Origin of the sequence: Neorhizobium sp. S3-V5DH, from assembly GCF_004343065.1 — a bacterium.
Lineage (GTDB): Bacteria > Pseudomonadota > Alphaproteobacteria > Rhizobiales > Rhizobiaceae > Neorhizobium > Neorhizobium huautlense.
Map to the genome: position 1 here is coordinate 325,035 of NZ_SMCL01000004.1, position 23,061 is coordinate 348,095.

Below are 23,061 nucleotides of genomic sequence, written 5' to 3' on the forward strand. Positions count from 1 at the left end.
CGATCTTCCTGGAAAAGAATGGCGGTGTTCGGCGCCATTGCGCTCGCCTATCTCCTCGTCCTGACATTTTACAGCTCGCCGCTTCTGGCATTCACGACCTGGATGGGCTGGGTCCCGCCGCAGCCCTGAAGTTGCCGGCCGTTCGGCCCTGAGCGGCGCGCCTAGTCCTTTTTTCAGAAGGAACGGCTCATTTACGATAGTCGAGCAGCCACTTCACGCCTGCGACGGACACCGTGATAAAGCCCATCCATCCTGCCCACATCTCGACATAGACCGGCGGGCTTGCCGGAACCGTTCCCTCGATGTCGTAGTAGCCGGCAGTGACGATTGCTGCGCAGGCCATGAAGGCAACCGTGGCTACGATCCAAATGCGCAGATATGTCATACATCCTCCCGTCCAGGTGCGTCATCTCTTGCGGCACGCGGCGCAATGCGCCGGACGCAATCAATAGCGGGTTTCGGGCGGTCTGGCAGGTCGTCCGATAGATGTAGGTTCTCCTTCAGCCCAGCGACGGGTTCTCCCTCCGCCGATCAATCCACCTGCATTTTTTTGCGGAAAATTACCACGAATGAGCACGAATGGCGGTCCCGTTCACGCGCCTTTCACGCGCGATTGACGGCGAGGTTGTTATCTCACAATTGCCAACAGACTGCTTGGTGGCTCGGACGGGAAAAACGGTCGAGCCACCTCTTTTTGTTGGTGAGTACTGCGTTGGGGGCATGGGGATGGGGCTCGCGCTCGGGCGGACCAGCGCGGGTCCTATCGCTCAGGCCGATGCGATGGCGACGACGCGACCGTACTGGTCTTCGCCACAGAGCGACGGAACCGCATTGCCGCAAAAACGGTTTCCCTGTAGTCAGTTCGGGCTGACCATCCAGGAGAAAACGGTTGATCAATCTCTTCGACACCATCCGCAACACGCTCGTGCCGATCCACAAGGAAGGTTATGTCTTCGTGGCGGCCTTCTTCATCGCCTCGCTGATCCTCGGCTGGATCGCCGAACCGCTGTTCTGGATCGGCCTCGTGCTGACCCTCTGGTGCGCCTATTTCTTCCGCGATCCCGAGCGCGCCGTGCCTCAGGATGACGACCTCGTGCTCAGCCCCGCCGACGGCCGCATCTCGCATGTCGCCTTCGTCGTGCCGCCGGCCGAGCTCGAGCTTGGCTCGGAGCCGATGCTGCGCATCTCGGTGTTCATGAATGTCTTCGACTGCCATATCAACCGCTCGCCGGTGCGCGGCCAGGTGACCCGCATCGAATACCGCCCCGGCCAGTTCATCAATGCCGAACTCGACAAGGCGAGCGAGGACAACGAGCGAAACGGCCTGGTCATCGAAACCCGCCACGGCAAGGTCGGTGTCGTGCAGATTGCCGGTCTCGTGGCGCGCCGCATCGTCTGCTGGGTGAAACCGACGGAACCGGTCAACGCGGGCGAACGCTTCGGCCTCATCCGCTTCGGGTCGCGCCTAGACGTTTTCGTGCCTGCCGGCGCCCAGCCACGGGTCTCGGTCGGCCAACTGGCCCTCGGCGGCGAAACCGTGCTTGCCGAATTCGGTTCGTCCAAGGGTCCGACCATCAGCCGCCGCGTATAAAGGAGCACGAGACAGCATCATGGAGACGCCAGCCCCCGACGCCTCGACCTCTTCCCCCCATGAGCCGAACCGGCCGAACGACGAGGCCCGCGGGCCTCGTCTGCGCGAGATTCCGCTGCGCCTCATGGTGCCGAACCTGATCACGGTGCTGGCCATCTGCGCGGGCCTGACGGGCATTCGGCTGGCATTCGAGGGGCGCTACGAGCTTGCGGTGGCCATGGTGCTGCTTGCCGCCTTCCTTGATGGTATCGACGGGCGTATTGCGCGGCTCCTGAAGGCCACATCGAAATTCGGGGTGCAGATGGATTCGCTTGCCGACATCATCAATTTCGGCGTCGCGCCGGCGCTCGTTTCCTATGCCTTCCTGCTGCACAATGCCAAGTCGATCGGCTGGATCGCGGGACTGCTCTATGCGATCGCCGCCGGCCTGCGTCTTGCCCGTTTCAACGTTATGGCCGACCGTGATATCAAGGCGCCCTGGCAGTCGGAATTCTTCGTCGGCGTGCCGGCGCCGATGGGCGCCATGCTGGTGCTGCTGCCGGTCTATCTCGGTTTCCTGGGTTTGGGCTCCTCCCCCCTCTTCGTATACGGGAGCGTCGCCTATACGATCCTGATCGGCTATCTGCTCGTCTCCCGCCTGCCGGTCTGGTCCGGCAAATCGAGCCGCATCCGGCGGGACCTCATGCTGCCGATCCTGCTCGCCGTGGTGCTCTATGTGGCTCTGCTGATGAGCTATACCTGGGAGGTGCTGTCGGTCACGGTTATCGCCTATCTCTGCGTCCTGCCCTTTAGCGCGCGTGCCTGGCACCGCCGCTACGGCACGATCACCATCGAGGACGACAGCGCCAACGTCTGACAGGCTCCGCACTTGGTAAGTTGCAGCTTTCACGCAACAGTTTCCCGCAAGATGCAGGTTTTATGAAAAGCTGGCGAGCGTGCCGGCTTGTTCAGCCACGATTCTGCCCGCTTTAATGCGGAGAGGCGCGATCGCAAATGCAAAAACAAAAGATTCGCGTGTGAGAGGAGACAGCCATGAGCAGCGAAAAACCAGTCAAGAAGACCGACACCAAGCAGGATATCAACCCGCCTTACCGCCCGCTGGCGCTCAAGGCCGTGGTTGCCGCAGCCCTGATGCTGAAGCGCAAGCCGAAGCTCACACCGGCCGGCTGATCGCCTATTTGCCGCCGAGGAAGCTCAAAACGAGCCCCAGCGCGAGCAGGCCCATCACCACGCCGATGACGACATCCAGAACCCGCCAGGCGGCGGGTCTTGCAAAGAGCGGCGCCAGGAAGCGCGCGCCGTAACCCAGCCCGAAGAACCAGGCGAACGAGGCGACCGCCGCACCGGCGCCGTAGGCGATCCGTTCGAAGCCTTCGAAGGCTGCAGACAGGCTGCCGAGCAGCACGACCGTATCCAGATAGACATGCGGATTGAGGAAGGTGAAGGCAAGGCAGGTCATCACCGCCGCCTTCAGGCCGAGACTTTCGGGAGCGCCGGCGACCATGGCACCCGGCTTTGCCGCGCGCCTGAAGGCCATGAAGGAATAGGTGCCGAGGAAGGCCGCGCCGCCGAGCGTCACCACCGAAATCAAAACCGGCGATTGCGAAACAATGGTGCCGAGACCGGCGACGCCGGCGGCGATCAGCAATGCATCGGACAGCGCGCAGATCAGGCAGAGGATGAAGACGTGGCTGCGGATCAACCCCTGGCGCAGGATGAAGGCGTTCTGGGCACCGATCGCGACGATCAGCGAGCCCCCGAGGGCGAAACCGGAAAAGCCGGCAGAAAGCAGGTTCATGGGAATATCTCGCCTGGAAAAAGAGGAAGGGTCAGAAGAGCGACATTTGATCGGTGTCTGGCTTTTTGCCTTTCGGCGGCTTCTCTTCCGGGACGGCGACGGCCACCGGCTTCTGCAGGTCCGGCCCCATATTCGAGACCTTGTTGACGAGATCGGAGACCGGCAGCGCCTCGAAAAAGTCCTCCTGCGCCGGCCGCATCAGGTCTTCCACGTGGCGCGGCTCCTGCGTCTTGCAATCAAGCCAGCGTTCGAAATCTTCCGGCTGGATTACCACCGGCATGCGATCATGGATGCCGCGGATCGCCGCATTCGCCGTGGTGGTCATGATCGCGGCGGTATCCACTTCCGAACCGTCCGCCGAGGACCAGGTTTCCATCAGGCCGGCAAAGGCCACGACGCCGCCGTGCTTCGGACGGATCCAATAGGCCTGCGGCTTGACGCCGCTCTCCTTCGGCGGCCGGCGCCATTCGTAGAAACCCGTCGCCGGTATGAGAACGCGCCGATGGCGCATCGCCGCGCGGAAGGAGGCCTTGCCGATTGCCGTTTCCGCCCGCGCGTTGATCAGCAGCGGAAAATCCTTCGGGTCCTTCAGCCAGCCGGGAATCAGTCCCCAGCGGGCGAGGAGCGCCCGTCGCGTCGGCAGATTGCTGCCTGGCTCGCGGCGTTCCGATTCGATCACCACGAGGATCGGCTGCGTCGGAGCAATGTTGTAGCGCGCCGGGAAATCCTCGAGATCCACCAGACTGAAAAATTCCGAGATATCCCTGGGGGTCGCCGTCAGGGCGTAGCGTCCGCACATGCGCCTGTCATGGCATCGGCCTCAAAATGCGTCAAGCGGCGCGGCCATCAAGCACTGCGCGGCCCGAAGAAGATGATGGCGCCGCCGGCAAGGCAGACGGCGACACCGAGCGCATCCCACCGATCCGGCACCCGGGCCTCCACCATCCACAGCCATAGGATCGAGGCGAGGATATAGATGCTGCCGTAGGCGGCATAGGCGCGTCCCGCTGCATCGCTCGGCACCAGCGCCAGCGCCCAGGCAAAAAGGACGAGCGAAAGCATGCCGGGCGCCAGCCACCAGACGGACTTCTCCAATCGCCACCAGGCCCAGAAGGCGAAGCAGCCGGCGATCTCGGCAAGGGCGGCGAAGGAGTAGAGCGCGTAGGTTTTCATGAGGATGGCAGGATTGAAGATTTGTAGCTTATACGCTACATTGCCACGTGATCGAAATCCGGGAAACCAAAATCTACTCGACTTGGTTTGCCCGGTTGCGGGACGAGCGCGCGAAAGCCCGTATCAATACCCGCATCTATCGTTTGTCGCTGGGGAACCCCGGCGATGTGAAGGCGGTCGGTTCTGGCATCAGCGAGATGCGAATCGACTACGGACCTGGTTACAGAATCTATTTCACGCGGCGCGGGCAGAAATTGGTCATCCTTCTGTGTGGCGGCGATAAATCCAGCCAGACTGACGATATCCTGTCGGCGAAGGCACTGGCGGCGGACCTGGAGGACTGACTATGGCAGTCGAGACCAAGAAGTGGGATATTGTCGAGCATCTGAACAGCGACGAACGGATAGCGCTTTTTCTGGAAGCCGTGTTCGAGGATGGCGACCCAGCCGTCATCGCGGCAGCAATCGGCGATGTGGCGCGTGCCCGGGGAATGAGCCAGGTCGCCAAGGATGCCGGTTTGTCACGCGAAAATCTCTATCGAGCGCTCAGCGAAGGCGGAAATCCTGAGTTCGCGACTATCGTAAAAGTTGTCCGTGCGATCGGATACGATCTGACGATCGTCCCCCATGACGCGGCCGCCCGCTAGAAGAAGATCCATGCCCTCCTCTCCGCAAGCCGCATCCTCCGCCATTCTCGAACGGGGTGGGCGGTTCCTGCTGATCCGCCGGATGAACCCGCCGTCGGCCGATCTGTTCGCCTTTCCGGGTGGACGCGCCGAGCCGGGGGAGACGCCGGATGAGACTGCGTTACGGGAGTTTTTCGAAGAGACGGGCGTCACGGCTCGCAATCCCGTCCTTTTCGCGACCTATGACCTGATGAGCGAAAAGGAAGGCGGCAGTCATTTCTTTCTCTCGGTCTTCCGTGTCGAGGCGGATGCCGATACGGAAGTCGTCGCAGCCGACGATGCCGCGGATCCGGGCTGGTATACCATCGAGGAAATCCGCTCCCTTCCTGTGCCGCCGAGCGTGCTCGAATGCGCCGAAAGGCTGGCGGTAGAGATCAAGGCCCGCTATTAGATTTTTAATATGCCGCGCCGGATCCCGTTCATGAGTTCTATTTCGCGACTTGTCCTGATCACGCTTGTGGCGGCCGCCGCGGCGACGCCGCTCGCTGCCCAGACGACGAAACAGCCAACGGCGAAACAGCCGCCTGCCGCAGCCGTGCCGCCGCCGGCCGCAGAAGAAAAGCCGGCGCCCTATGAGGTGCAGCTGACACGCCTTGCCGAAGTTCTCGGCTCCATCCAGTATCTGCGGACGCTGTGCGGCGTACCTGCCTCCGACTGGCGCGCATCCATGCAGCAGCTGTTGGATACCGACACGGCGAACGAACCCAAACGGCGCGAGAAACTGACAGCCGCCTTCAACCGCGGTTATCGGTCCTTTGCCGCAGTGCACACCTCCTGTACAGATGCGGCCAGGACGGCGGAGGAACGATACCGTAACGAAGGCGCAACACTTGCCACAGAAATTGCGACACGCTTCGGAAATTAGAGGATTATTTACCTCTTTTCGCAGGAGGCCGTGTCGTTTTGATAAAAGACTGATAAAGTTTTTAACGGGCTAGTAATCAAACGGGCACCGAGGACATCAGAATGCAGACAGGCCGCAACGACATCGACGACATGATTGTGCATGAGAAGATGCAGGCTGCCTTGGAATATCAGAGCGAGGCCTGGGCCGACGGCCGGGCGGATGGCATCGAACCGGAAATCATCGCCGACGCGGCACTGGTGCTTGCCATGCGGGAGACCATCCGCATCCATGGCGAGCTGGGTGCCGAAGCCATGCTCGAATCGCTGAAGACCCGCATGCTCGCTGGCGAATTTTCTCCCGAGCGAATGATTCAATAGATAGCCGAGGTTTCCATGCGCCCTGCAGAGGAAACGACCATTTCCCCTCTTCTCATCCGCCTTTGCGCGGCAACGGTGCTTGCGGGTGCGCTGAGCCTGGCTACCGGCGGCAGTGCATTGGCACTTTCCGTACTCTCCCCCGATCAGGACGAACGCGCGCCGACACGGCAAAGCGAAGAGAAGCAAATTCTCCAGGCACTGGATGGCACGACATTGCCGCCGCCGGGTCCTGCCATCGACCGGCCACAGACGGGCGCCGAGGACGCGCCCGCGACAACACCCGACACGAAAGCGGCCGAAACGCCTGCCAACAACGGCGACCAGTCGGCCGAGATCATCATCGACATGTCGAAGCTGCCGCAGCCGGTCAAGCATATGCGCGAGCAACTCGTCGAAGCCGCAGCCTCCGGCGATATCGCCAGGCTTCGCCCGTTGATCAGCACCGGCGACAAACAGACGCAGGTGATGAATGGCGAAAGCGACGATCCCATCGAGACGCTCAAGAGCTTTTCCGGCGATCCCGACGGGCAGGAAATCCTTGCCATCATTCTCGACATCCTGTCGACAGGGCCAGCCCGTTTCGATGCGGGCACGCCGGACGAAGCTTATGTCTGGCCCTATTTTACCGGCAAGGCGCTCGGCTCCTTGACGCCGCCCGAGCGCGTCGATCTCCTGCGCATCGTCACCGCCGGCGACCTCGCAGGCATGGAGGAAAACGGCAACTACAACTTCTTCCGTATCGGCATCAGTCCCGACGGCAAATGGAAGTTCTTCTCCGGCGGGGATTGAGAGAACGACAAGTCTTGTCGCCGCCTGCGGGAAGACTTAATTCTCCTTTTTCCTGACAACCGGATTGCCTGCCATGTCCGCCGCCTTTCTTCCGACGCGAAGCCTGATCCGCCTTTCCGGGCGCGACGCCCAGGAATTCCTGCAGGGGCTTATCACCACAGATATCGAGGGATTGCCGGCTGGCGAGGCGCGGCCCGGTGCGCTGCTGACACCGCAGGGCAAGATCCTGTTCGATTTCCTCGTATGGCGCGAAAGCCACGATTTCCTCATCGAGACCGAAGCTTCGCAGCGTGAAGCCCTGATGCGGCGGCTGACCATGTACAAGCTGCGCGCTGCGGTCGATCTCACCGCCGAATCGACGGAGGGCGTAACGGTCTTCTGGGGCGACGAGGCGGAAAAAGGCGCGGTGAAGGATGCGGCCTTCGCCAAGGCAGGCATTGTGCTCTCCCGCGTCCCCGGCAGGCAGGCGGAGGGGCCGGAGGAGACCTATCACGCGCTGCGGGCCGACGTCGGCGTGGCGCTTTCCGGTCACGACTATCCGTTGCAGGACGCTTTTCCGCACGATGTCCTGCTCGACAAGACGGACGGGCTCTCCTTCCGCAAGGGCTGTTATGTCGGCCAGGAAGTGGTTTCCCGCATGCAGCACCGCGGTACCGCGAGGCGGCGGCTGGCGCTGGTTTCCGGTGATGCCGCCCTGCCGGCCTCCGGCATCGAGATCATCGCGGGCGGCAAGACCGTCGGCGCACTCGGCTCGGTCGCCGGCAACAAGGGGCTTGCCGTCGTGCGCATCGATCGTGTCGGCGATGCACTGGCGCGCGGCCTGCCTTTCATCGTCGGCGATGTGCCGGTGAAGCTCACACTGCCGGAATGGACCGGGCTTTCATTCCCCGTCGAGGCCGAAGAGGCCGAGCCGTGACCGCAGCCACGATATCTGCCGGGACCGATGCGCCCGGCGCCCGCGCCTGGCAACGCATGCTCTCGGGACGGCGGCTCGATCTGCTCGACCCCTCGCCTCTCGATGTCGAGATCTCCGATATCGCCCACGGCCTTGCCCGCGTCGCCCGATGGAACGGCCAGACGCGTGGCGACCATGCCTTTTCGGTCGCCCAGCATTGTCTCGTTGTGGAGGAGATTCTTCGGCGTTGCAACACATCCTGTAGTGCCGATGCGCTGCAGATGACGCTGCTGCACGATGCGCCGGAATATGTCATCGGCGACATGATCTCGCCGTTCAAATCGGTCGTCGGCGGCGGCTACAAGGCTGTCGAACAGCGGCTGGAGGCGGCGATCCACCTGCGCTTCGGCCTGCCGCCGCATGCATCCCGTGATTTGAAGGCGCTGATCAAGAAGGCCGACACGATCGCCGCCTTCTTCGAGGCAACCGAACTCGCCGGCTTTTCCGTCGCCGAAGCGCGGAAATTCTTCGGCCAGCCGCGCGGCATCACCCGCGACATGCTGCCGATCGCCCCGATGCCTGCGCTCGAAGCACAGCGGCGCTTCCTCGACCGCTTTCATGACATCGAGGCCGCACGCGGCCACGGCAAGCAGGCGACCGAGACGACCAAGAGGGAACCATGACCTCAATCGTCGTCTGTCCGCTCGCAAACATTGCCGAGATGGCCGTCAGGCACCGGGCCGGGGCGATGGTGAGCCTCATCGCCGAACGCCAGGATTTCCACCGGCCGGGAGTGATCGCCGCCGAGCGCCACCTGAAGCTCGCCATGAACGACATCGGTTTTGCCGGCACCGGGGACCTCATCGCACCCAGCGAGACGCATGTCGAACGCCTGATTGCCTTCGTGCGGGACTGGGACCAATCGGCGCCGATCCTCATCCACTGTTGGATGGGCGTCTCCCGTTCCCCGGCGGCGGCCGTCATAACGGCATTGGCGCTCCATCCGGAAGAAGACGATTTCGAACTTGCCGGCCGGCTGCGAAAAGCGGCACCGCATGCCACGCCGAATTCGCGGCTGATCGAGATCGGCGACCACATGCTCGGCCGCAACGGGCGTCTGATCGCGGCGGTCAAAGGCATCGGCCGCGGGGCCGAAACGGATGGCCGGGCATCCTTCGTATTGCCTCTCCAGGTCACTTTAGACCTTAAAAACTAAGTTGTTTCAATCACTTATTGGTACAATTAAACGACCGTCTTTTTTGCCTTGACCTCCCGGCCTGCTGCGCCAATTACGGGCCATCCAGAGAAAGGAGCGGTCGACCGGATGGAACAGACATCGGATTTCGTTGTGGCGACAAGAGCGGCACTCGCTCAACTGAGCGCTCTGGCGGTGCAGTATTCCTTCGCCGTGATCGGCGCGGTCGTGCTTCTCATACTTGGCTGGATCGCCGCGCGGATGCTCAGCAACTGGGCTCACAGCGGGCTGTCACGCATACACGGCATCGACGCCACCCTTGCCCAGTTCTTTTCCAATATCGTCCGCTACGTGGTCCTGATCCTGGTCATTGTCATGGTGCTCGGGCAGTTCGGCGTCCAGACCGCCTCGATCCTCGCAGCGCTCGGTGCGATCGGCCTTGCGGTCGGGTTGGCGCTTCAGGGAACGCTTCAGAATATCGCCGCCGGCATCATGCTGCTTGTGCTTCGTCCCTTCCGCGTCGGCGAGACGATCGAGACCAGCAGCGTGACCGGCACGGTCGTTGAGGTCGGCCTCTTTGCGACCGAGCTGAAGACAGCGGACGGGATCTATCGTCTCGCACCAAATTCGACCCTCTGGAACGTGCCGATCACCAATTACAGCCGGCGCAGAACCCGCCGCAACGAGATTTCGGTGCATATCGGCGCAGACGAGGACATCGGCGCGGCACAGGCACGGCTTCTCCACATTGCCCGCGACGACAAGCGGGTGCTGGATGATCCCGCCCCGGCCGCCTTCGTTGCGGAATTCGACGCCGGCGGCACGAAAGTCACACTTCGATACTGGACAAAAAGCAGCGATTGGTGGAATGCCAGCCGCGACTTGTCGAAGGCGATCAAGCTCGCCTTCGACAAGCGACCGGAAAAGATTCCAGACCCTCAGGCAAATTCGCGCGGCACTGCCGGTGCGAGCGGACCTCCGGCTCCTTACGGTGCGGACGAACCGGCGACAGCGCGGTCCTGAAGGAAAGGATGCACCAGGTCTGGCCTTACGAGGAGGCCGGGCCTGGTGCGCAAAATCTTCGAAAGATAAATTTTCGAACCTTGGCTCCAGCCTCAAACGGCGTTGACGCTGTAATCCTCCGTGCCCTGCCAGACGATGTCCCAGGAGGCGCCGGGGCGGACGTTGCGGATCGCGGTCGGCTCGAATGCCACAAGGCAACGCCCGCCCTGATGGCGCACCGATGGATAGATCAAGCCGTCATAGCCCTCCCGCCGCAGTTTTTCAGCCAGCGCCTGCCCTTCCGGATAACCGAGAGCCGGATCGGGGTTAAGGGCCGGGTGTGACGCCTCGTCGGTGATGTCGGGAAATTCGCCGATGAAATCGGCCACAAGTTCGACATAGCGCGCCGTCTCCTCAAATATCCCGATGAAACGCAATTCCCTTGTCTTATGGTAGGCAACTTCCGCAATCGAGGTCATCACGTCCCAGCTGCAATACCAGGCGCCGCGGCTTTCAGCGTTAAAACGGTTGCCGCCCTTGCGCGTATAGGTGAAGGCGGCATTGATGTGGCTGTTGCCATAGACCTGCAGGTCGTGCCTGCGGCGTTTCCAGGCGAGTTCGCGGCGATCAAGATGCAGGTTCAGACCCCGCTCGGCAATCAGGCGGGCGCTCGTCAGGCCCTCGATCTCGGCAAGGATTTCCAGCTCCTCGTCGCTATCGACGAGCCCGCGCAGGCTGGGCGGCTTGTGATAGGTTGCCGGGATCAGCCGAACCAGCCCCCGGTCCTTCAACGCCGTGATAATCACGCGCCGCCACGCAGCGCGTCGAGATAGTTGCGCACCCTCAGAAACTGCGGCAACCCCTCCTCGATCAGCGTATCGACCGGACGGGCGCCCTCAAACAGTGGGCCGTTGTTCGGCAGCGTCATCCACCGAGTGGCGACCGGCTCGCTGAAATAGAGCTTAAGGGCCTTATAGATGCCGATGACCGCGCTGAGCCGCAGCATCTGGTCCTTGGTCAGCCCGCCAGCATAACCGGGCTTCCTCGCGCGCTTCCAGGTGCTCTCCGACATATCGGCCAAACCCGCCGCTTCGCTGAGGGATACCCCCCACTCGCTCATCACATTGCCGAAAGCCTTCAGGGCCACGGCTGCCAGTTGCTCAGCGTCATGCTTTTTCGGCGCGACTTCCACGGGAGACTTATTCCTAATTGCCACCACACCAAAATAGTCCAAATGAACCAAATGTAAAGGTCACATGGACAAGAGCGGAAGCACGACAGAGGATCGAAGTTTTGGAAAGCCGCTTACTGGGCCATAGTGGAGCGATGCGCCCAACCGGTCATGCGCCGCTCGATCCATGCCATGAAGGCGTACATGGCGATGCCCTCCACGGCCAGCATCAGCAGGCCGGCGAAGACCAGCGGCACGTTGAACTGGCTCTGCGCGGAACTCATCATATTGCCGAGCCCGTAGTTGGAGGCCACCGTTTCCGAGACGACGGAGCCTACGAAGGCAAGCGTGATCGCAATCTTCAGCGAGCCGAAGAAATAGGGCATGGAGCGCGGGATGCCGACCTTCAGCATGATGTCCATCTTCTTCGCGCCGAGCGCGCGCAGCACGTCCTCGGTTTCCGGCTCGATGGTCGCAAGCCCGGTCGCAACGTTGACGACGATCGGAAAGAAGGAAATCAGGAAGGCCGTGAGGACCGCCGGGATAGTACCGATGCCGAACCAGATGACGAGGATCGGCACCAGAGCCACCTTGGGGATGGCGTTGAAGCCGATCATCAGCGGATAGAGCCCGGCATAGATCGTCTTCGACCAGCCGATGAAAAGGCCGATGCCAAGCCCCGCCACGACCGCGATCGCGAAACCCAGCGTCGTCGTGTAGAGGGTCTGCAGCGAGTTTTTCCAGATCGGCGACCAGTATTGCAGGATCGCCTGGAAGACACGGGAGGGGGCCGGCAGGATGGTCGGCGGCATTTCGAGCGCGATGACCAGCAGTTCCCAGAGGACGAACAAGCCGAGCGTATAAAGCCAGGGCGCCAATGTAACCCAGCTCATTCGGGCCGAAAGCGGCCTTGCCTGCGTTACCGGGGTGGTGTTGTCGGTCACGGCGCTCATCTCACGTCCCTCATGCCGCCACCCTCGCCTTGGCGATCTCGCCGTGCAGTTCATGCACCATGTCGTTGAAGCCCTTTTCATACATGACTTCGAGGTCGCGCGGACGGGCGAAGGGCACGACATGCTCCTTCAATATCCTGCCGGGACGCGCGCTCATGACGAAGATTCGGTCGGCCAGGAAGGTCGCTTCGCGCAGGTCATGCGTGACGAGGACGATGGTGACGCCCTGCGCTGCATGCAGATCGCGGATGACGCACCAGAGCTCCTCGCGGGTGAAGGCATCGAGCGCGCCGAAGGGCTCGTCGAGCATCAGGAGTTCCGGCTCGTGGATGAGGGCGCGGCAGAGATTCGCCCGCTGCTGCATGCCGCCGGAAAGCTGCCAGGGAAATTTCGAGCCGAAGCCCTTCAGGCCGACAGTTTCGAGCAGGTGTTCGGCCTTTTCCACATATTCCGCCTTATGCCTGCGCAGCCGGTGACGGTGCCTTTCGACGATCTCCAGCGGCAGGAGGATATTGTCGAGCGTCGTGCGCCAGGGCAGCATGGTCGGATTCTGGAAAGCCATGCCGACGATCGATACCGGCTCCGTGACCTGTTTGCCGGCAACGATCACGCCGCCGCCTTGCGGGATATGCAAGCCGGTGACGAGCTTCATCAGCGTCGACTTTCCGCAGCCGGACGGGCCAACGACCGCAGCAAACTCACCCTTGCCGACCTTCATGTTGAGCCCGGAGACGGCGAGCGTCCCGTTGGGGCCGCCATAACGCATGTCGACGTTTTCGATAGAAACCAAGGGGGAAACGAGGTGCGCCAATGGCGTGTCTCCGCGATCATTCATAATTCCAGACGAGAGAGAACCCGGGTTTGAGCCGGGTTCTCCATCGATGATCAAGGAAGCATTCGCTCTTCCTTGGGGGGCAGGAAGCTTGCGTCGAACACTTGGTCAGCCTTCACATTGCCCTTGAGGCCCATGGAGACCTTCAGCGTTTCGATCGAGGCGGTGAGCCTTGCCGGATCGATGCCGCCGAAACCGTTGGCGACAACATAAGGGGTCTTGATGTTCATGGAATTCGCCATGTTGAGGCGCTGCAGCTCAATATCCTTGTTCAGCGTCTCGTTGCGCTTCAGGACGGCTGCGACGCCCTCTTCGGGTTTGGCGACCGCGTCGGCAAAACCCTTGGCCAGAGCCTTCACGAAGCCTTTCACGGCCGCCGGGTTCTTCGCGGCGAAATCGGCATTGACCGTAATGCCGTTGCCGTAAAGGTTGAGACCGTTTTCCGCCATCAGGATGGTGGCGATATCCTCGTCCTTGATACCCTGCGCCTTCAGGTTCAGAATGACCGAGAAGGCGAAGCCGAAGACGGCATCGACCTTGCCCTGGGCGAGCATCGGCTCACGGACCGGAAAACCGATCGATTCGATGGTGATCTTGCTGTCGTCGATCTTGGCGACCTGCTTGAAAGCCTTCCACTGGGCAAAGGCGCCATCCGGCGGCGGAGCGCCGAGCTTCTTGCCTTCGAGCGACTTCGGATCGTTGGTGACCCCGAGCGACTTGCGGCCGACGACCGCAAAGGTCGGACGCTCGTAGACCATCATGACCATCTTGATCTTCTGCGACGGGTCCTCATCGAGGAATTTGATCAGCGAATTGATGTCGCCGAAACCGATCTGATAGGCGCCGGTGGCGACGCGCGGAATCGCCTCGACCGAACCGTTACCCGTGTCGATGGTGACATCGAGACCTTCGGCCTTGAAGTAGCCCTTGTCCTGGGCGAGCAGGAAGCCGGCAGCGGGACCCTCGAACTTCCAGTCCAGCGTAACTTTGATGGGCGTATCCGCCCGGGCCGGCGCCGCGGACGCGACAAAGCCTGCGGCAAAGGCCACAGCCGCGGCGGCCGAAAGTTTGGAAAGCAGTCTGCGCGAGATCATGAAAGGTCGTCCCCTCGAGGTTTCTTGTTTGATAACCGCATCCAAACCTTTCTTCTCCTGTCGCGCAAGCTGAAATTGCACATAAAGTTATCATATCTTAGTATCGATTATATTTTATGCAGACGATGATTTTGCCGGCAACATCCTGCCCCCGTTTTCGGCACAGGGGGCGAGGACCCGTGAAGCAAGGGACGACTGAAATCGGCGTAGAAGATCTGGAAAGGTTAATGCTTTCCGCGGCTTCGTCATTCGATTTGACGAAAACGGCGGCTCTTCCCTTTCCTCACCCGGCAATTGTATAAAGCCTGGAACAATTCCTCCGTCCGTGAGCCCCGCCGATGACCGAAATCCTGCTGCTGTTTCTCGTCATCCTGGTGTTTGGCCTGCATCGGCGAACATCCAACCGCATCGCCGGGCTCGAAAAGGAGCTGGAGGCGGTCAAGGCCGATCTCCTGGCGCGGCAGGCGCTTCCGCTCCGGGAGGCCGCGACTGCGGCTTCGGCCGAAGCCGCAACCGAGACGGTCGCTGAGGAGCCGGCATCGGCTGCCGAACTCGCGGCGCGCGAAACTGCCGAGGATGCAGCAACCGCCGAAGAGCTGGCGGCGGCATCCGTAAGCACCGAAGAAAGCGAGCCCGGCACCGGACAGGAAGAGCTTACACCCGGCCCCGCCCCTCAACCCACCGCCAAGCCGAAAACCAAAGAAAATCTCGAGAGTTATCTCGGCGCCCGCTGGCCGGTCTGGGTGGGCGGCGTGGCGCTCGCCTTCGGCGGCATTTTCCTGGTGCGCTACTCGATCGAGGCCGGCCTGCTCGGCCCTGCTGCGCGGCTCACCCTCGCCTGCCTGTTCGGCCTTTTCCTGATGGCGGCGGGCGAGGTTGTGCGCCGACGCGCCCTGCCGCAAGCTTCCGAGCGGTTCAGCAATGCGATGATCCCCGGGGCGCTGACGGCTGCCGGCGGGGTGACGCTGCTCGGTGCAATCTTCGCAGCCTATGCCGTCTATGAGTTCATCGGGCCGACCAGCGCCTTCATCCTACTGGCACTCGTCTCCTTCACGACGATCGCGCTGTCGCTGCTGCACGGACAGGCGCTCGCCGGACTCGGACTGCTCGCCTCGCTGATCACGCCGGCACTGGTGGCAAGCGAGGAACCGAGCGCCAATGCACTGTTCCTCTTCCTCGGCCTGACCTGGTTTGCGGTCAATGCCGCCTCGCGCTTCCGGCGCTGGACGATCGTGCCGACGCTTGCCAATATCGGCATCGGGCTCTGGGCCATCGCCTATGCGGTGGGGTCCGACGTATTCGACGCCATGCCGCCGGCATTGGCGCTGATCGTAATGATCGCCGGCACGGGCTTCTTCTGGCCCGGGCCGCGCTATGGGCTGGACCGGCCAGCGAAGTCCGGCTGGAGCGGGCTTCTTGGGCGCCCGCCCCTGCAGATCACGCTGTCCGTCTCGATCATGGCCGTCCTGCCGGCGCTTGCCATGCTACTTGCGGATTTTCCGACCGGCATCGACCCCCTGTTTGCCTCTGCCGCGGTGATCGCGGCGCTGGCGGCACTCGGCGCGAGCCGCGCCTATGCGGTCTGGCCGGCCCTGATCTCCGCCGCGGGTGCGGTATTGGCCATAACACTGACCGCGCTCCTTTTGCTCGATTACATTCCGCCGCCGCCGACTGAAGGCCAGCCGGTGGCGGTTTTGACCTACACGCATGAGATCATCATCAGCCTCGGTCTCGGCGCCATCTTCACCTTTCTCGGTTTTGCCTTTCTCAGGCGTTTGCGTAGTGCCGAACCGGAATTCCCGATCCTCTGGAGCGTCCTGATGCCGGCCGTGCCGGTAACGCTTGCGACAATCAGCTTCCTCAACTTCGGCAATCTCGGACGCGACTGGACGCATGGGGTCTACGGGCTGGCGCTCGGCCTCGTGCTGCTTGCCGGCGCGGACTGGCTGTTCCGCAGGAGCGAAAAGACGACCGAGGAGCGCACCGATCTACCTATCGACTGGCCTGCAAATCTTCTCGTCGCGGGTTCCTTCGCAGGTTTTGCGCTTGCGCTGCATGCGGTGACCAACGGCATCGTCACCACGATCCTGCTTTCGGTCCTCGGCTTCGCCTATGTGCTGGCGATGCGGTTCCGCTCTTGGCCGGCACTGCCCTGGATGATGGCCGCCGCCACGCTGATCGTCTTCGGCCGCATTGCCTGGGAACCGACGCTGATCGGCGTCAACAGCCTCGGCAAGACGCCCTTCCTCAATGCGCTCCTTCCCGGCTACGGCATTCCGACGCTGCTTGCGATCGCGACTGCCTGGCTGCTGAGAGGTTCCGCGGATTTCCGCATCCGCAACGTCATGCAGGCGCTTGCCTCGCTCGCGGGCCTGATGACGGTCGCCGTTCTCGTACGTCATGCGATGAACGGCGGCGTGCTGGACGACCGGGTGCCGACGCTTGGCGAACAGTCGATCTACACGCTCGTCACCGTTGGTTTCTCCGGCGTGCTTCTGACCCTCGATCTCAGATCGCCGAGCCCGGTCTTCCGCTGGGGTTCCATGATTGCCGGGGTGATCGCGACGCTCAACGTGCTGTCGCTGCATCTCTTCGCGCTGAACCCCTTTTTCAGCGGCGAAAGCACCGGTGCCTGGCCCTTCTTCAACCTGCTGCTGATCGGCTATCTTCTGCCAGCGCTCGCCTATGGCCTGGTCGCCTGGTATGCGCGCGGGCGGCGACCGCAGCCCTATGTCGTCATGCTGGCGCTCGCCGGCGCGGTGCTCGGCTTCCTCTGGGCGACGCTTTCGGTGCGCCGTTTCTGGCAGGGAGAGAACATCGCCGACTGGAAGGGTTTTCTGCAGGGAGAGACCTATACCTATTCAGTGGTCTGGCTGCTGATCGGCGTGGCGCTGCTGGCGGTGGGATCGAGGCTGGACGCCAAGAGCCTGCGGCTTGCTTCCGCCGGCCTCGTGCTGGTCGCGGTCGTGAAAGTGTTCCTGATCGACATGTCGAATCTCGAAGGCATCTTGCGGGCAGTCTCGTTCATCGGGCTCGGTGCGGTGCTGATCGGCATCGGGCTTTTCTACCAGCGCATTCTGGTGAAAAAGAACGGTGAACCCGAGCTGACCGATTCGCAGGAACCCGCATCGTGACCGTTTCGCTTGCCGCAGCCTTCTCGCCCTACGAGGAGCTTGCCCAAACCCTGATCCCGCATGCGACCGAAGGCGACGACGGCAGCCACGACATCGCCCATATCCTGCGCGTCTTCCGCAATGCCTTGCGTATCCACGAGAAAGAAGGCGGCGACGGGCGAGTGCTCGCGGCCGCCGTGCTGCTGCACGATTGCGTGGCGGTCGAGAAGAATTCGCCCCTGAGATCGCAGGCTTCGCGGCTGGCGGCGGAGAAAGCCGCCGGCATTCTTGCCGGCCTTGGATGGGTGGAAGAGGATATCGCCGCCGTCGCGCATGCCATCACCACCCACAGCTTTTCGGCAAACATTGCGCCGGAAACGCTGGAGGCGAAGATATTGCAGGATGCCGACCGAATGGATGCGATCGGCATGGTGGGTGCAGCGCGCTGCTTCTATATCGCCGGCCGCATGGGATCCGGCCTCTACGATCCCGCCGATCCGCTCGGCAAGGAGCGGCCTCTGGACGACAAGGCCTTTGCCATCGACCATTTCGGAATAAAGCTGTTCAAGCTGGCGGATGGGTTCCAGACCGCGACCGGCCGGGTGCTCGCGAAGGAACGGCATGAGAGGCTGAAAACGGTACTCGACCTCTTCGTCGACGAAATCTGAGGATATCATCATGCGCGTCAGCCAACTCAACTACTATCCGCTGAAAAGCGGCCGCGGCATTGCGCTTACCGAAGCGGAGATCGCGGCGGAAGGCATTCCCGGCGACCGGCGGATGATGGTGACGGATCCTTCCGGCCATTTCATCACGCAGCGCGAACTGCAGGCGCTGGCGCAGCTTCAGGTGACGCCGCAAGACGGCGGCTTCCGCCTGGCGATCGACGGCAAGGGCGAGATCGGTGTCAGCCACCTCCCGGCCGGTCGTCGCATGAACGTGGCCGTGTGGAAATCGATTGTCAGCGCAGCACTGGCGGACGACGCTGTCAACGAGACGCTTTCGGGCTGGCTCGGTCGCGACATCCGGCTGGTCTTCTTCGACGATCACGCGAAGCGTACCGCAAGCGCCGAATGGGCGGGGCCGGATACGCCCGTCACTTTCGCGGACGGTTATCAGGTGCTCGTCACCACGACCGGCTCGCTCGCGGCACTCAATGCCGACATGGAAAAACATGGCGAAGGCGCGGTCGGCATGGAGCGTTTCCGACCGAATATCGTGCTCGACCATGACGAGGCCTTCGAGGAAGACAATTGGGAAGGCATCGAGATTTCCGGCATCCGCTTCGATTTCGTCAAACCCTGCGCCCGCTGCATCATGACCACGCAGGACCAGAAGACCGGCTCCCGCGAGGCGCCGAGCCCGATGGCCGCTATGGGCCGCATCCGCATGTCTGCCGATCGCCGTGTGCCCGGTCCGCTCTTCGGCTGGAATGCCGTGCCGCGCGGCATCGGGCGCATCAAGGTCGGCGACGTGGCGACGGTAACGGCGGAGCGGGACGCCTGGGCGATCAAGCGGCGGGCGTGACGCCGCCGGGTCCGCTACCTTTATGACTGAACGTTCGGTTGCGCCTGCATGGTCGCAAGATCAATCGGCATCGAGATATGCTCGTGGGCGATCAGCCATTGGCCCGCTATCTTGCGGAAACCGGATGTCACGCGGACCCAGTAATCCGCCTTGTCTCCGCCTGTCCGCATGCTCCTGACGTGGCTCAGGCTGTGGCAGAAGCCCACATCGCCATTCGCTGCGATGCGCAAGTCGTGGATGTCGTAATCGATCGATCCTTCAACCGAAGCGAACCAGGCCTCGAAGTTCTTTCGATAGGCATCTGCGCTCTGGACCTGCGCCGGTGGTCTGATGTCGAAGACAACGGTGTCTGCCGCGTAATACGCCATCAGGGCGCCAATGTCCTTGGCGCGCAACGCTCGCGCCAGACCGTCCACGCGCCGGCGAATTTCTTCTTCTTCAACGGTTGGGCTTGCAGCTGTCGACATGACACTCTCCTGCAGATGGGAGCCATTCGGCCTCCCGGCTTTAGCAAAAGTCCGCCCGCGGCAAATCTACCACGGGCGGACTCTGGCACCAACCGGCCAATCCGGGCCTGTTCAGAGGATGTATCGCAATTGTATAGCCGGCGTCCCGGAGGCAGCCTATTCCGCCGGGTTTAATGCGGCAGATGGCGGAGCTACCTGGCGCGCGGGGTTGCTGAGGCGGCCGTAACCGAGGAGCATGGTGGCGAGTGCGGTGAGGCCGCCGGCGACTGCTACCCAGAAGCCGTTCGAGGCACCATAGGCATCGACGGTCCAGCCGGCGAGCGAGGAGCCAATCGCAAAGCCGATGCCGACGCCGGTCATGGCATAGGTGATGCCTTCGGTGAGCTGTGACGAAGGCACGATGCGCTCGATCAGGCTCATGCCGGTGATGAAGGTCGGTGAGATCGCCGCACCGGCCAGGAAGATCACCAGCGTCAGCGTCCAGAGATTGCCGACAAAAGGCATGGGCAAGGTGGTGACGGCGGCGATCAGGCTCGCGAAAACCAGGCGGCGGGCGAGCGGCGTCTTGAACTTGACGGCGCCGATGATGAGGCCGACGACAAACGAACCGGCGGCATAGGCCGAGAGGATATAACTTGCGGCACCCTTATTGCCCATGGCTTCCGCGAAGGCGACGACCGCGACCTCGGCCGTACCGAAGATCGTGCCCATGCCGGCAAAGACCGTGACCACGAACCACATGGAGAGGAGCCGCATGACCGAGCCGCTGCCGGTTTCGCGTTGCGGATCGACCTTCGGCTCGGTCGATTTCTGTGCGACAAAGAGGGCCGTGCCAATGGCGAGGAAGGCGGCAGAGGCGAGAACGCCCGCTTCCGGAAAGAGGGAAACGCTGAGGCCGATACCGACCACCGGACCGAAGATATAGACCACCTCGTCGAGCACGGATTCGAACGCGAAGGCGGTATGGAGTTCGGGCTGGTCGCGGTAGATCTCGGTCCAGCGGGCTCTTACGATCGCCATCATGCTCGGCATCATGCCGGCCAACAGAGCGAAGGCGAACAACGTCCAGTTCGGCCAGCGCTGCCAGGCCGCAGCGGCAAGGCCGACAAGTGCAAGAAAGGTGATGGCCGTCGTCGGCACGAGCACGGCGGACTGGCCTTTGGCATCTATCCAGCGGGAGACCTGGGGAGAGATGAAAGCATTGGCGAGCGCGAATGTCGCCGACACCGCCCCCGCGATCCAATATTCGCCATGGGTCTGCGACAGCATCGCGACGGCGCCGATCGTCGTCATCGGCAGCGGCAGGCGGGCGATGAAACCGGCGGCGGAGAAAGCTTTCGTCCCCGGCCTCCGGAATATTTCACCATAGGGATTGGGCATGACGGACTCCTTGAGTTATCGTGGGATGACCTTTACATACGCCGCGTATGAGAGTTAGATAGACACATACGTCACGCATGTCAATTAACATACGTGACGTATGTGAATAGTTTCTGGAGTTCCGATGGCCCACAAGCCGCGCAAGGAAATGATCGCCGAAACCCGGGCCAAGCTGATCGCCGCAGCGCGCCACGCCTTTGCCACGCAAGGTTATGCGGAAGCGTCGATGGACGATTTCACAGGCCAAGCGGGCCTGACACGCGGCGCACTCTACCACCATTTCGGCGACAAGAAGGGCCTGCTGCAGGCGGTCATCGCCGAAATCGACGCGGAAATGTCCGACCGGCTCTGCGCGATTTCCAGCAGAGCAAAGACCGCCTGGCAGGGGTTCGTCGATGAAAACATCGCCTATATCGAGATGGCGCTGGAGCCCGAGATCCGCCGCATCATGCTGCTCGACGGGCCGGCGGTGCTGGGCGACCCCTCGAACTGGCCGAACCAGAACGCCTGTCTCCGCTCCATGACGGCAAGCGTCCAGAAACTCATCGACGAAGGCACGATCCGGCACGTGGATGCGGAGGCGACCGCACGGCTCGTCAATGGCGCGACGCTCAGCGCCGCACTCTGGATTGCCGGAGCGGAGGATCCCGAGGCCGCCTCGAAGAAGGCCACGGAGGCGTTTCTCGTGATGGTATCCGGGCTGCTGAAGGAAACGGTTCCGGCTTAGGTACGGCCGTCTGGAGCTTGGGCTTGCATAAGGGCATGGCCCAGCACGTCGAAGACGCGCGGGTCGAGCATCTGCGAAACGTTGAAGCGCATGAAGCCGGTCGCTGCCTGTGACAGGCTGAAAGCGTTTCCGGGCGCCAGGACCACGTTCCTTTCCAGGGCGGCCCGCGCAACGCGTGCGGCATCCAGATCGTCCGGCAGCCGGCACCAGAGAAACATGCCGGCCTGCGGCTCGATCCAGGGCGTGATGCCGAGCCCCTTCAATTTTGCCGAAACCTCGACCATCGCCCGAGACAGACGCGTCCGCAAAGCTTCGACATGTTTGCGATAATTGCCGTCGCTCAATACGTTGAGGACCAGTTCCGCCGTCAGCCTCCCGCCGCCGAAGGTGGTGGCGATCTTGAGGTCCGTCAGGCCCTCGATCCATTCAGGCTTTGCGGCGACAAAACCGCAGCGCGCCGAGGCGGACAGGGTTTTCGAAAAACTGCCGATATGAATGACCCGGTCAAGCCCGTCGAAGGCGGCCAGACGCGGCGCCGCGGCATGCTCGAAATCGGCAAAGATGTCGTCTTCGATGACGGTAAGATCGAACTGATCCGCAAGCTTCAGGACGCGATGGGCCGTCACCGGCGAAAGCACGGCGCCGGTCGGATTGTGAACGGCGGAATTGGTGATGTAGAGACGCGGCCGATGCTCGGCGCAGATTTCGGCGAACACCTGGAGATCAGGGCCGGAGGCCGTGTAGGGGACGCCGACGATCTTCGCGCGGTGGGCCCGCAGCAAGGCATGGAAGTTGAAATAGCAGGGATCGTCGACCAGCACGGTATCGCCGGGCTCGATAAGAAAACGGCACAGGAGATCGATCGCCTGGGTTCCCGATTCAGTCAGCATGATTTGATCCGGAGACGCCTCTATCCCCCGTTCGGCCATGCGACGCGAGATCAACTGGCGAAGCGGCGGCAAGCCCAGCGGCGAACCGTAGTCGGCCAGCGAGGGACCTTCGCTGCGGGACAGTGCCCGCAATGCCCGGCGGATGCTTTCCTCCGGAAGCCAGGAAGGCGGCAACCAGCCGCAGCCCGGCTTCAACCCGCCCTCGCCTGCGTCAAGGGATTGCCGGGAGACCCAGAACGGATCGACGGCGCGGTCGAGCCTGGGACCAACCTCCGAGAGCGAGAATGGCGCAGCCTGATTTGCGACATAGAAGCCCGACCCCGGCCTCGAGAGGATCGCCCCTTCGGCGACGAGGCGTTCATAAGCGTCGACCACCGTCGAGGTGGAAACCTTGAGTGTGCCCGCCAGCCCGCGAACTGAGGGCAGCTTGGCGCCCGGCGTCAGGCTGCGGCCGGCGATGCGCTGCCTGATCGTCGTCATGACCATCGACACTCGGGTGCCTTCCGCTGCCTCGCCGTTCATCCGTACTGGATCCTTTACCATAACAGTTTTTCC

General features: G+C 62.4%; 29 protein-coding genes. 17 read left to right on the forward strand and 12 right to left on the reverse strand.

Features of this window, described 5'->3' with window-relative positions; all coding sequences use genetic code 11:
* Positions 1-187: 187 nt before the first annotated feature.
* The gene (locus tag EDE09_RS09560; protein WP_105373716.1) at positions 188-385 is read right to left on the reverse strand and encodes a hypothetical protein; all 198 of its coding nucleotides are present in this window, start codon (positions 383-385) and stop codon (positions 188-190) included.
* Positions 386-892: 507 nt separating this feature from the next.
* On the opposite strand from EDE09_RS09560, the gene EDE09_RS09565 reads away from it, so the two are divergent.
* The 3 genes from EDE09_RS09565 (at position 893) to EDE09_RS28125 (ending at position 2,761) form a co-directional block, all read left to right on the forward strand.
* Complete coding sequence (locus EDE09_RS09565; protein WP_105373762.1) at positions 893-1,591, forward strand: phosphatidylserine decarboxylase; 699 nt, start codon at positions 893-895, stop codon at positions 1,589-1,591.
* 19 nt (positions 1,592-1,610) lie between these two features.
* A complete protein-coding gene (gene pssA / locus EDE09_RS09570) occupies positions 1,611-2,447 on the forward strand; it encodes a CDP-diacylglycerol--serine O-phosphatidyltransferase (RefSeq protein WP_132410013.1) in 837 nt (278 codons plus the stop codon).
* Between the two features lie 176 nt (positions 2,448-2,623).
* Positions 2,624-2,761, forward strand: coding sequence for a hypothetical protein (locus EDE09_RS28125; RefSeq protein ID WP_165924147.1), 138 nt, complete (start codon positions 2,624-2,626; stop codon positions 2,759-2,761).
* A 4-nt stretch (positions 2,762-2,765) separates the two neighbouring features.
* Here EDE09_RS28125 and EDE09_RS09575 read toward each other — a convergent pair whose 3' ends face one another.
* From EDE09_RS09575 to EDE09_RS09585, 3 genes are read right to left on the reverse strand one after another with little or no spacing between them, the layout of a single operon-like run.
* Entirely contained in the window at positions 2,766-3,389 is a 624-nt protein-coding gene (locus EDE09_RS09575; protein WP_112802309.1) for a LysE/ArgO family amino acid transporter, read from the reverse strand.
* 31 nt (positions 3,390-3,420) lie between these two features.
* Positions 3,421-4,188: an SOS response-associated peptidase gene (locus EDE09_RS09580; protein WP_105373719.1), complete on the reverse strand. Its 768-nt coding sequence runs from the start codon at positions 4,186-4,188 to the stop codon at positions 3,421-3,423.
* A 47-nt stretch (positions 4,189-4,235) separates the two neighbouring features.
* Positions 4,236-4,562 carry a YnfA family protein gene (locus EDE09_RS09585; protein WP_105373720.1) on the reverse strand — a complete coding sequence of 109 codons (327 nt, stop codon included), beginning with the start codon at positions 4,560-4,562 and terminating at the stop codon, positions 4,236-4,238.
* A 47-nt stretch (positions 4,563-4,609) separates the two neighbouring features.
* Between EDE09_RS09585 and EDE09_RS09590 the strand changes: the two genes are divergently transcribed.
* From EDE09_RS09590 to EDE09_RS09635, 10 genes are all read left to right on the forward strand, one after another.
* Complete coding sequence (locus tag EDE09_RS09590; protein ID WP_132410015.1) at positions 4,610-4,906, forward strand: type II toxin-antitoxin system RelE/ParE family toxin; 297 nt, start codon at positions 4,610-4,612, stop codon at positions 4,904-4,906.
* 2 nt (positions 4,907-4,908) lie between these two features.
* Entirely contained in the window at positions 4,909-5,208 is a 300-nt protein-coding gene (locus EDE09_RS09595) for an addiction module antidote protein (protein ID WP_132410017.1), read from the forward strand.
* A 10-nt stretch (positions 5,209-5,218) separates the two neighbouring features.
* Positions 5,219-5,638, forward strand: a complete 420-nt coding sequence (locus EDE09_RS09600) for an NUDIX hydrolase (RefSeq protein WP_132410019.1) — start codon at positions 5,219-5,221, stop codon at positions 5,636-5,638.
* A 30-nt stretch (positions 5,639-5,668) separates the two neighbouring features.
* Positions 5,669-6,112, forward strand: coding sequence for a TIGR02301 family protein (locus tag EDE09_RS09605; protein ID WP_105373763.1), 444 nt, complete (start codon positions 5,669-5,671; stop codon positions 6,110-6,112).
* Positions 6,113-6,213: 101 nt separating this feature from the next.
* Positions 6,214-6,471, forward strand: coding sequence for a hypothetical protein (locus EDE09_RS09610; protein ID WP_105373724.1), 258 nt, complete (start codon positions 6,214-6,216; stop codon positions 6,469-6,471).
* Between the two features lie 15 nt (positions 6,472-6,486).
* Positions 6,487-7,260, forward strand: a complete 774-nt coding sequence (locus EDE09_RS09615) for a hypothetical protein (RefSeq protein ID WP_132410021.1) — start codon at positions 6,487-6,489, stop codon at positions 7,258-7,260.
* A 73-nt stretch (positions 7,261-7,333) separates the two neighbouring features.
* Entirely contained in the window at positions 7,334-8,176 is an 843-nt protein-coding gene (locus tag EDE09_RS09620; RefSeq protein ID WP_132410023.1) for a folate-binding protein YgfZ, read from the forward strand.
* Positions 8,177-8,232: 56 nt separating this feature from the next.
* Positions 8,233-8,838, forward strand: coding sequence for an HD family hydrolase (locus EDE09_RS09625; protein WP_245505106.1), 606 nt, complete (start codon positions 8,233-8,235; stop codon positions 8,836-8,838).
* Entirely contained in the window at positions 8,835-9,371 is a 537-nt protein-coding gene (locus EDE09_RS09630) for a tyrosine phosphatase family protein (protein WP_132410027.1), read from the forward strand. Before EDE09_RS09625 ends, EDE09_RS09630 begins: the two co-directional genes overlap by 4 nt.
* 108 nt (positions 9,372-9,479) lie before the next feature.
* Positions 9,480-10,373 (forward strand): mechanosensitive ion channel domain-containing protein, encoded by an 894-nt coding sequence (locus tag EDE09_RS09635; protein ID WP_132410029.1) that lies wholly within the window; start codon positions 9,480-9,482, stop codon positions 10,371-10,373.
* A gap of 92 nt (positions 10,374-10,465) precedes the next feature.
* Here EDE09_RS09635 and EDE09_RS09640 read toward each other — a convergent pair whose 3' ends face one another.
* From EDE09_RS09640 to EDE09_RS09660, 5 genes are all read right to left on the reverse strand, one after another.
* The gene (locus tag EDE09_RS09640) at positions 10,466-11,158 is read right to left on the reverse strand and encodes an RES family NAD+ phosphorylase (RefSeq protein WP_132410031.1); all 693 of its coding nucleotides are present in this window, start codon (positions 11,156-11,158) and stop codon (positions 10,466-10,468) included.
* Positions 11,155-11,544 carry an MbcA/ParS/Xre antitoxin family protein gene (locus EDE09_RS09645; protein WP_207914827.1) on the reverse strand — a complete coding sequence of 130 codons (390 nt, stop codon included), beginning with the start codon at positions 11,542-11,544 and terminating at the stop codon, positions 11,155-11,157. The genes EDE09_RS09640 and EDE09_RS09645 overlap by 4 nt, the downstream gene beginning before the upstream one ends.
* Positions 11,545-11,657: 113 nt before the next feature.
* Positions 11,658-12,476 carry an ABC transporter permease gene (locus EDE09_RS09650; RefSeq protein ID WP_105373730.1) on the reverse strand — a complete coding sequence of 273 codons (819 nt, stop codon included), beginning with the start codon at positions 12,474-12,476 and terminating at the stop codon, positions 11,658-11,660.
* A 10-nt stretch (positions 12,477-12,486) separates the two neighbouring features.
* Positions 12,487-13,242 carry an ABC transporter ATP-binding protein gene (locus EDE09_RS09655; RefSeq protein ID WP_105373766.1) on the reverse strand — a complete coding sequence of 252 codons (756 nt, stop codon included), beginning with the start codon at positions 13,240-13,242 and terminating at the stop codon, positions 12,487-12,489.
* 119 nt (positions 13,243-13,361) lie between these two features.
* Complete coding sequence (locus EDE09_RS09660) at positions 13,362-14,402, reverse strand: ABC transporter substrate-binding protein (RefSeq protein WP_105373767.1); 1,041 nt, start codon at positions 14,400-14,402, stop codon at positions 13,362-13,364.
* A 338-nt stretch (positions 14,403-14,740) separates the two neighbouring features.
* Here EDE09_RS09660 and EDE09_RS09665 point away from each other — a divergent pair, with 338 nt between their 5' ends.
* The 3 genes from EDE09_RS09665 to EDE09_RS09675 are packed head-to-tail and all read left to right on the forward strand — an operon-like array spanning position 14,741 to position 19,042.
* A complete protein-coding gene (locus EDE09_RS09665) occupies positions 14,741-17,536 on the forward strand; it encodes a DUF2339 domain-containing protein (RefSeq protein WP_132410033.1) in 2,796 nt (931 codons plus the stop codon).
* Entirely contained in the window at positions 17,530-18,183 is a 654-nt protein-coding gene (locus tag EDE09_RS09670; RefSeq protein WP_165924150.1) for an HD domain-containing protein, read from the forward strand. The genes EDE09_RS09665 and EDE09_RS09670 overlap by 7 nt, the downstream gene beginning before the upstream one ends.
* Before the next feature lie 10 nt (positions 18,184-18,193).
* Positions 18,194-19,042, forward strand: coding sequence for an MOSC domain-containing protein (locus tag EDE09_RS09675; protein WP_132410037.1), 849 nt, complete (start codon positions 18,194-18,196; stop codon positions 19,040-19,042).
* Positions 19,043-19,062: 20 nt separating this feature from the next.
* On the opposite strand, the gene EDE09_RS09680 is transcribed toward EDE09_RS09675, so the two are convergent.
* Both EDE09_RS09680 and EDE09_RS09685 read right to left on the reverse strand, forming a co-directional pair.
* Positions 19,063-19,509, reverse strand: a complete 447-nt coding sequence (locus tag EDE09_RS09680) for a nuclear transport factor 2 family protein (protein ID WP_132410039.1) — start codon at positions 19,507-19,509, stop codon at positions 19,063-19,065.
* Positions 19,510-19,665: 156 nt separating this feature from the next.
* Positions 19,666-20,889, reverse strand: coding sequence for an MFS transporter (locus EDE09_RS09685; RefSeq protein WP_132410041.1), 1,224 nt, complete (start codon positions 20,887-20,889; stop codon positions 19,666-19,668).
* Between the two features lie 124 nt (positions 20,890-21,013).
* Between EDE09_RS09685 and EDE09_RS09690 the strand changes: the two genes are divergently transcribed.
* Positions 21,014-21,616 (forward strand): TetR/AcrR family transcriptional regulator, encoded by a 603-nt coding sequence (locus tag EDE09_RS09690; RefSeq protein WP_132410043.1) that lies wholly within the window; start codon positions 21,014-21,016, stop codon positions 21,614-21,616.
* On the opposite strand, the gene EDE09_RS09695 is transcribed toward EDE09_RS09690, so the two are convergent.
* Positions 21,613-23,049: a PLP-dependent aminotransferase family protein gene (locus tag EDE09_RS09695; RefSeq protein WP_132410045.1), complete on the reverse strand. Its 1,437-nt coding sequence runs from the start codon at positions 23,047-23,049 to the stop codon at positions 21,613-21,615. The genes EDE09_RS09690 and EDE09_RS09695 overlap by 4 nt on opposite strands.
* Positions 23,050-23,061 lie beyond the last annotated feature (12 nt).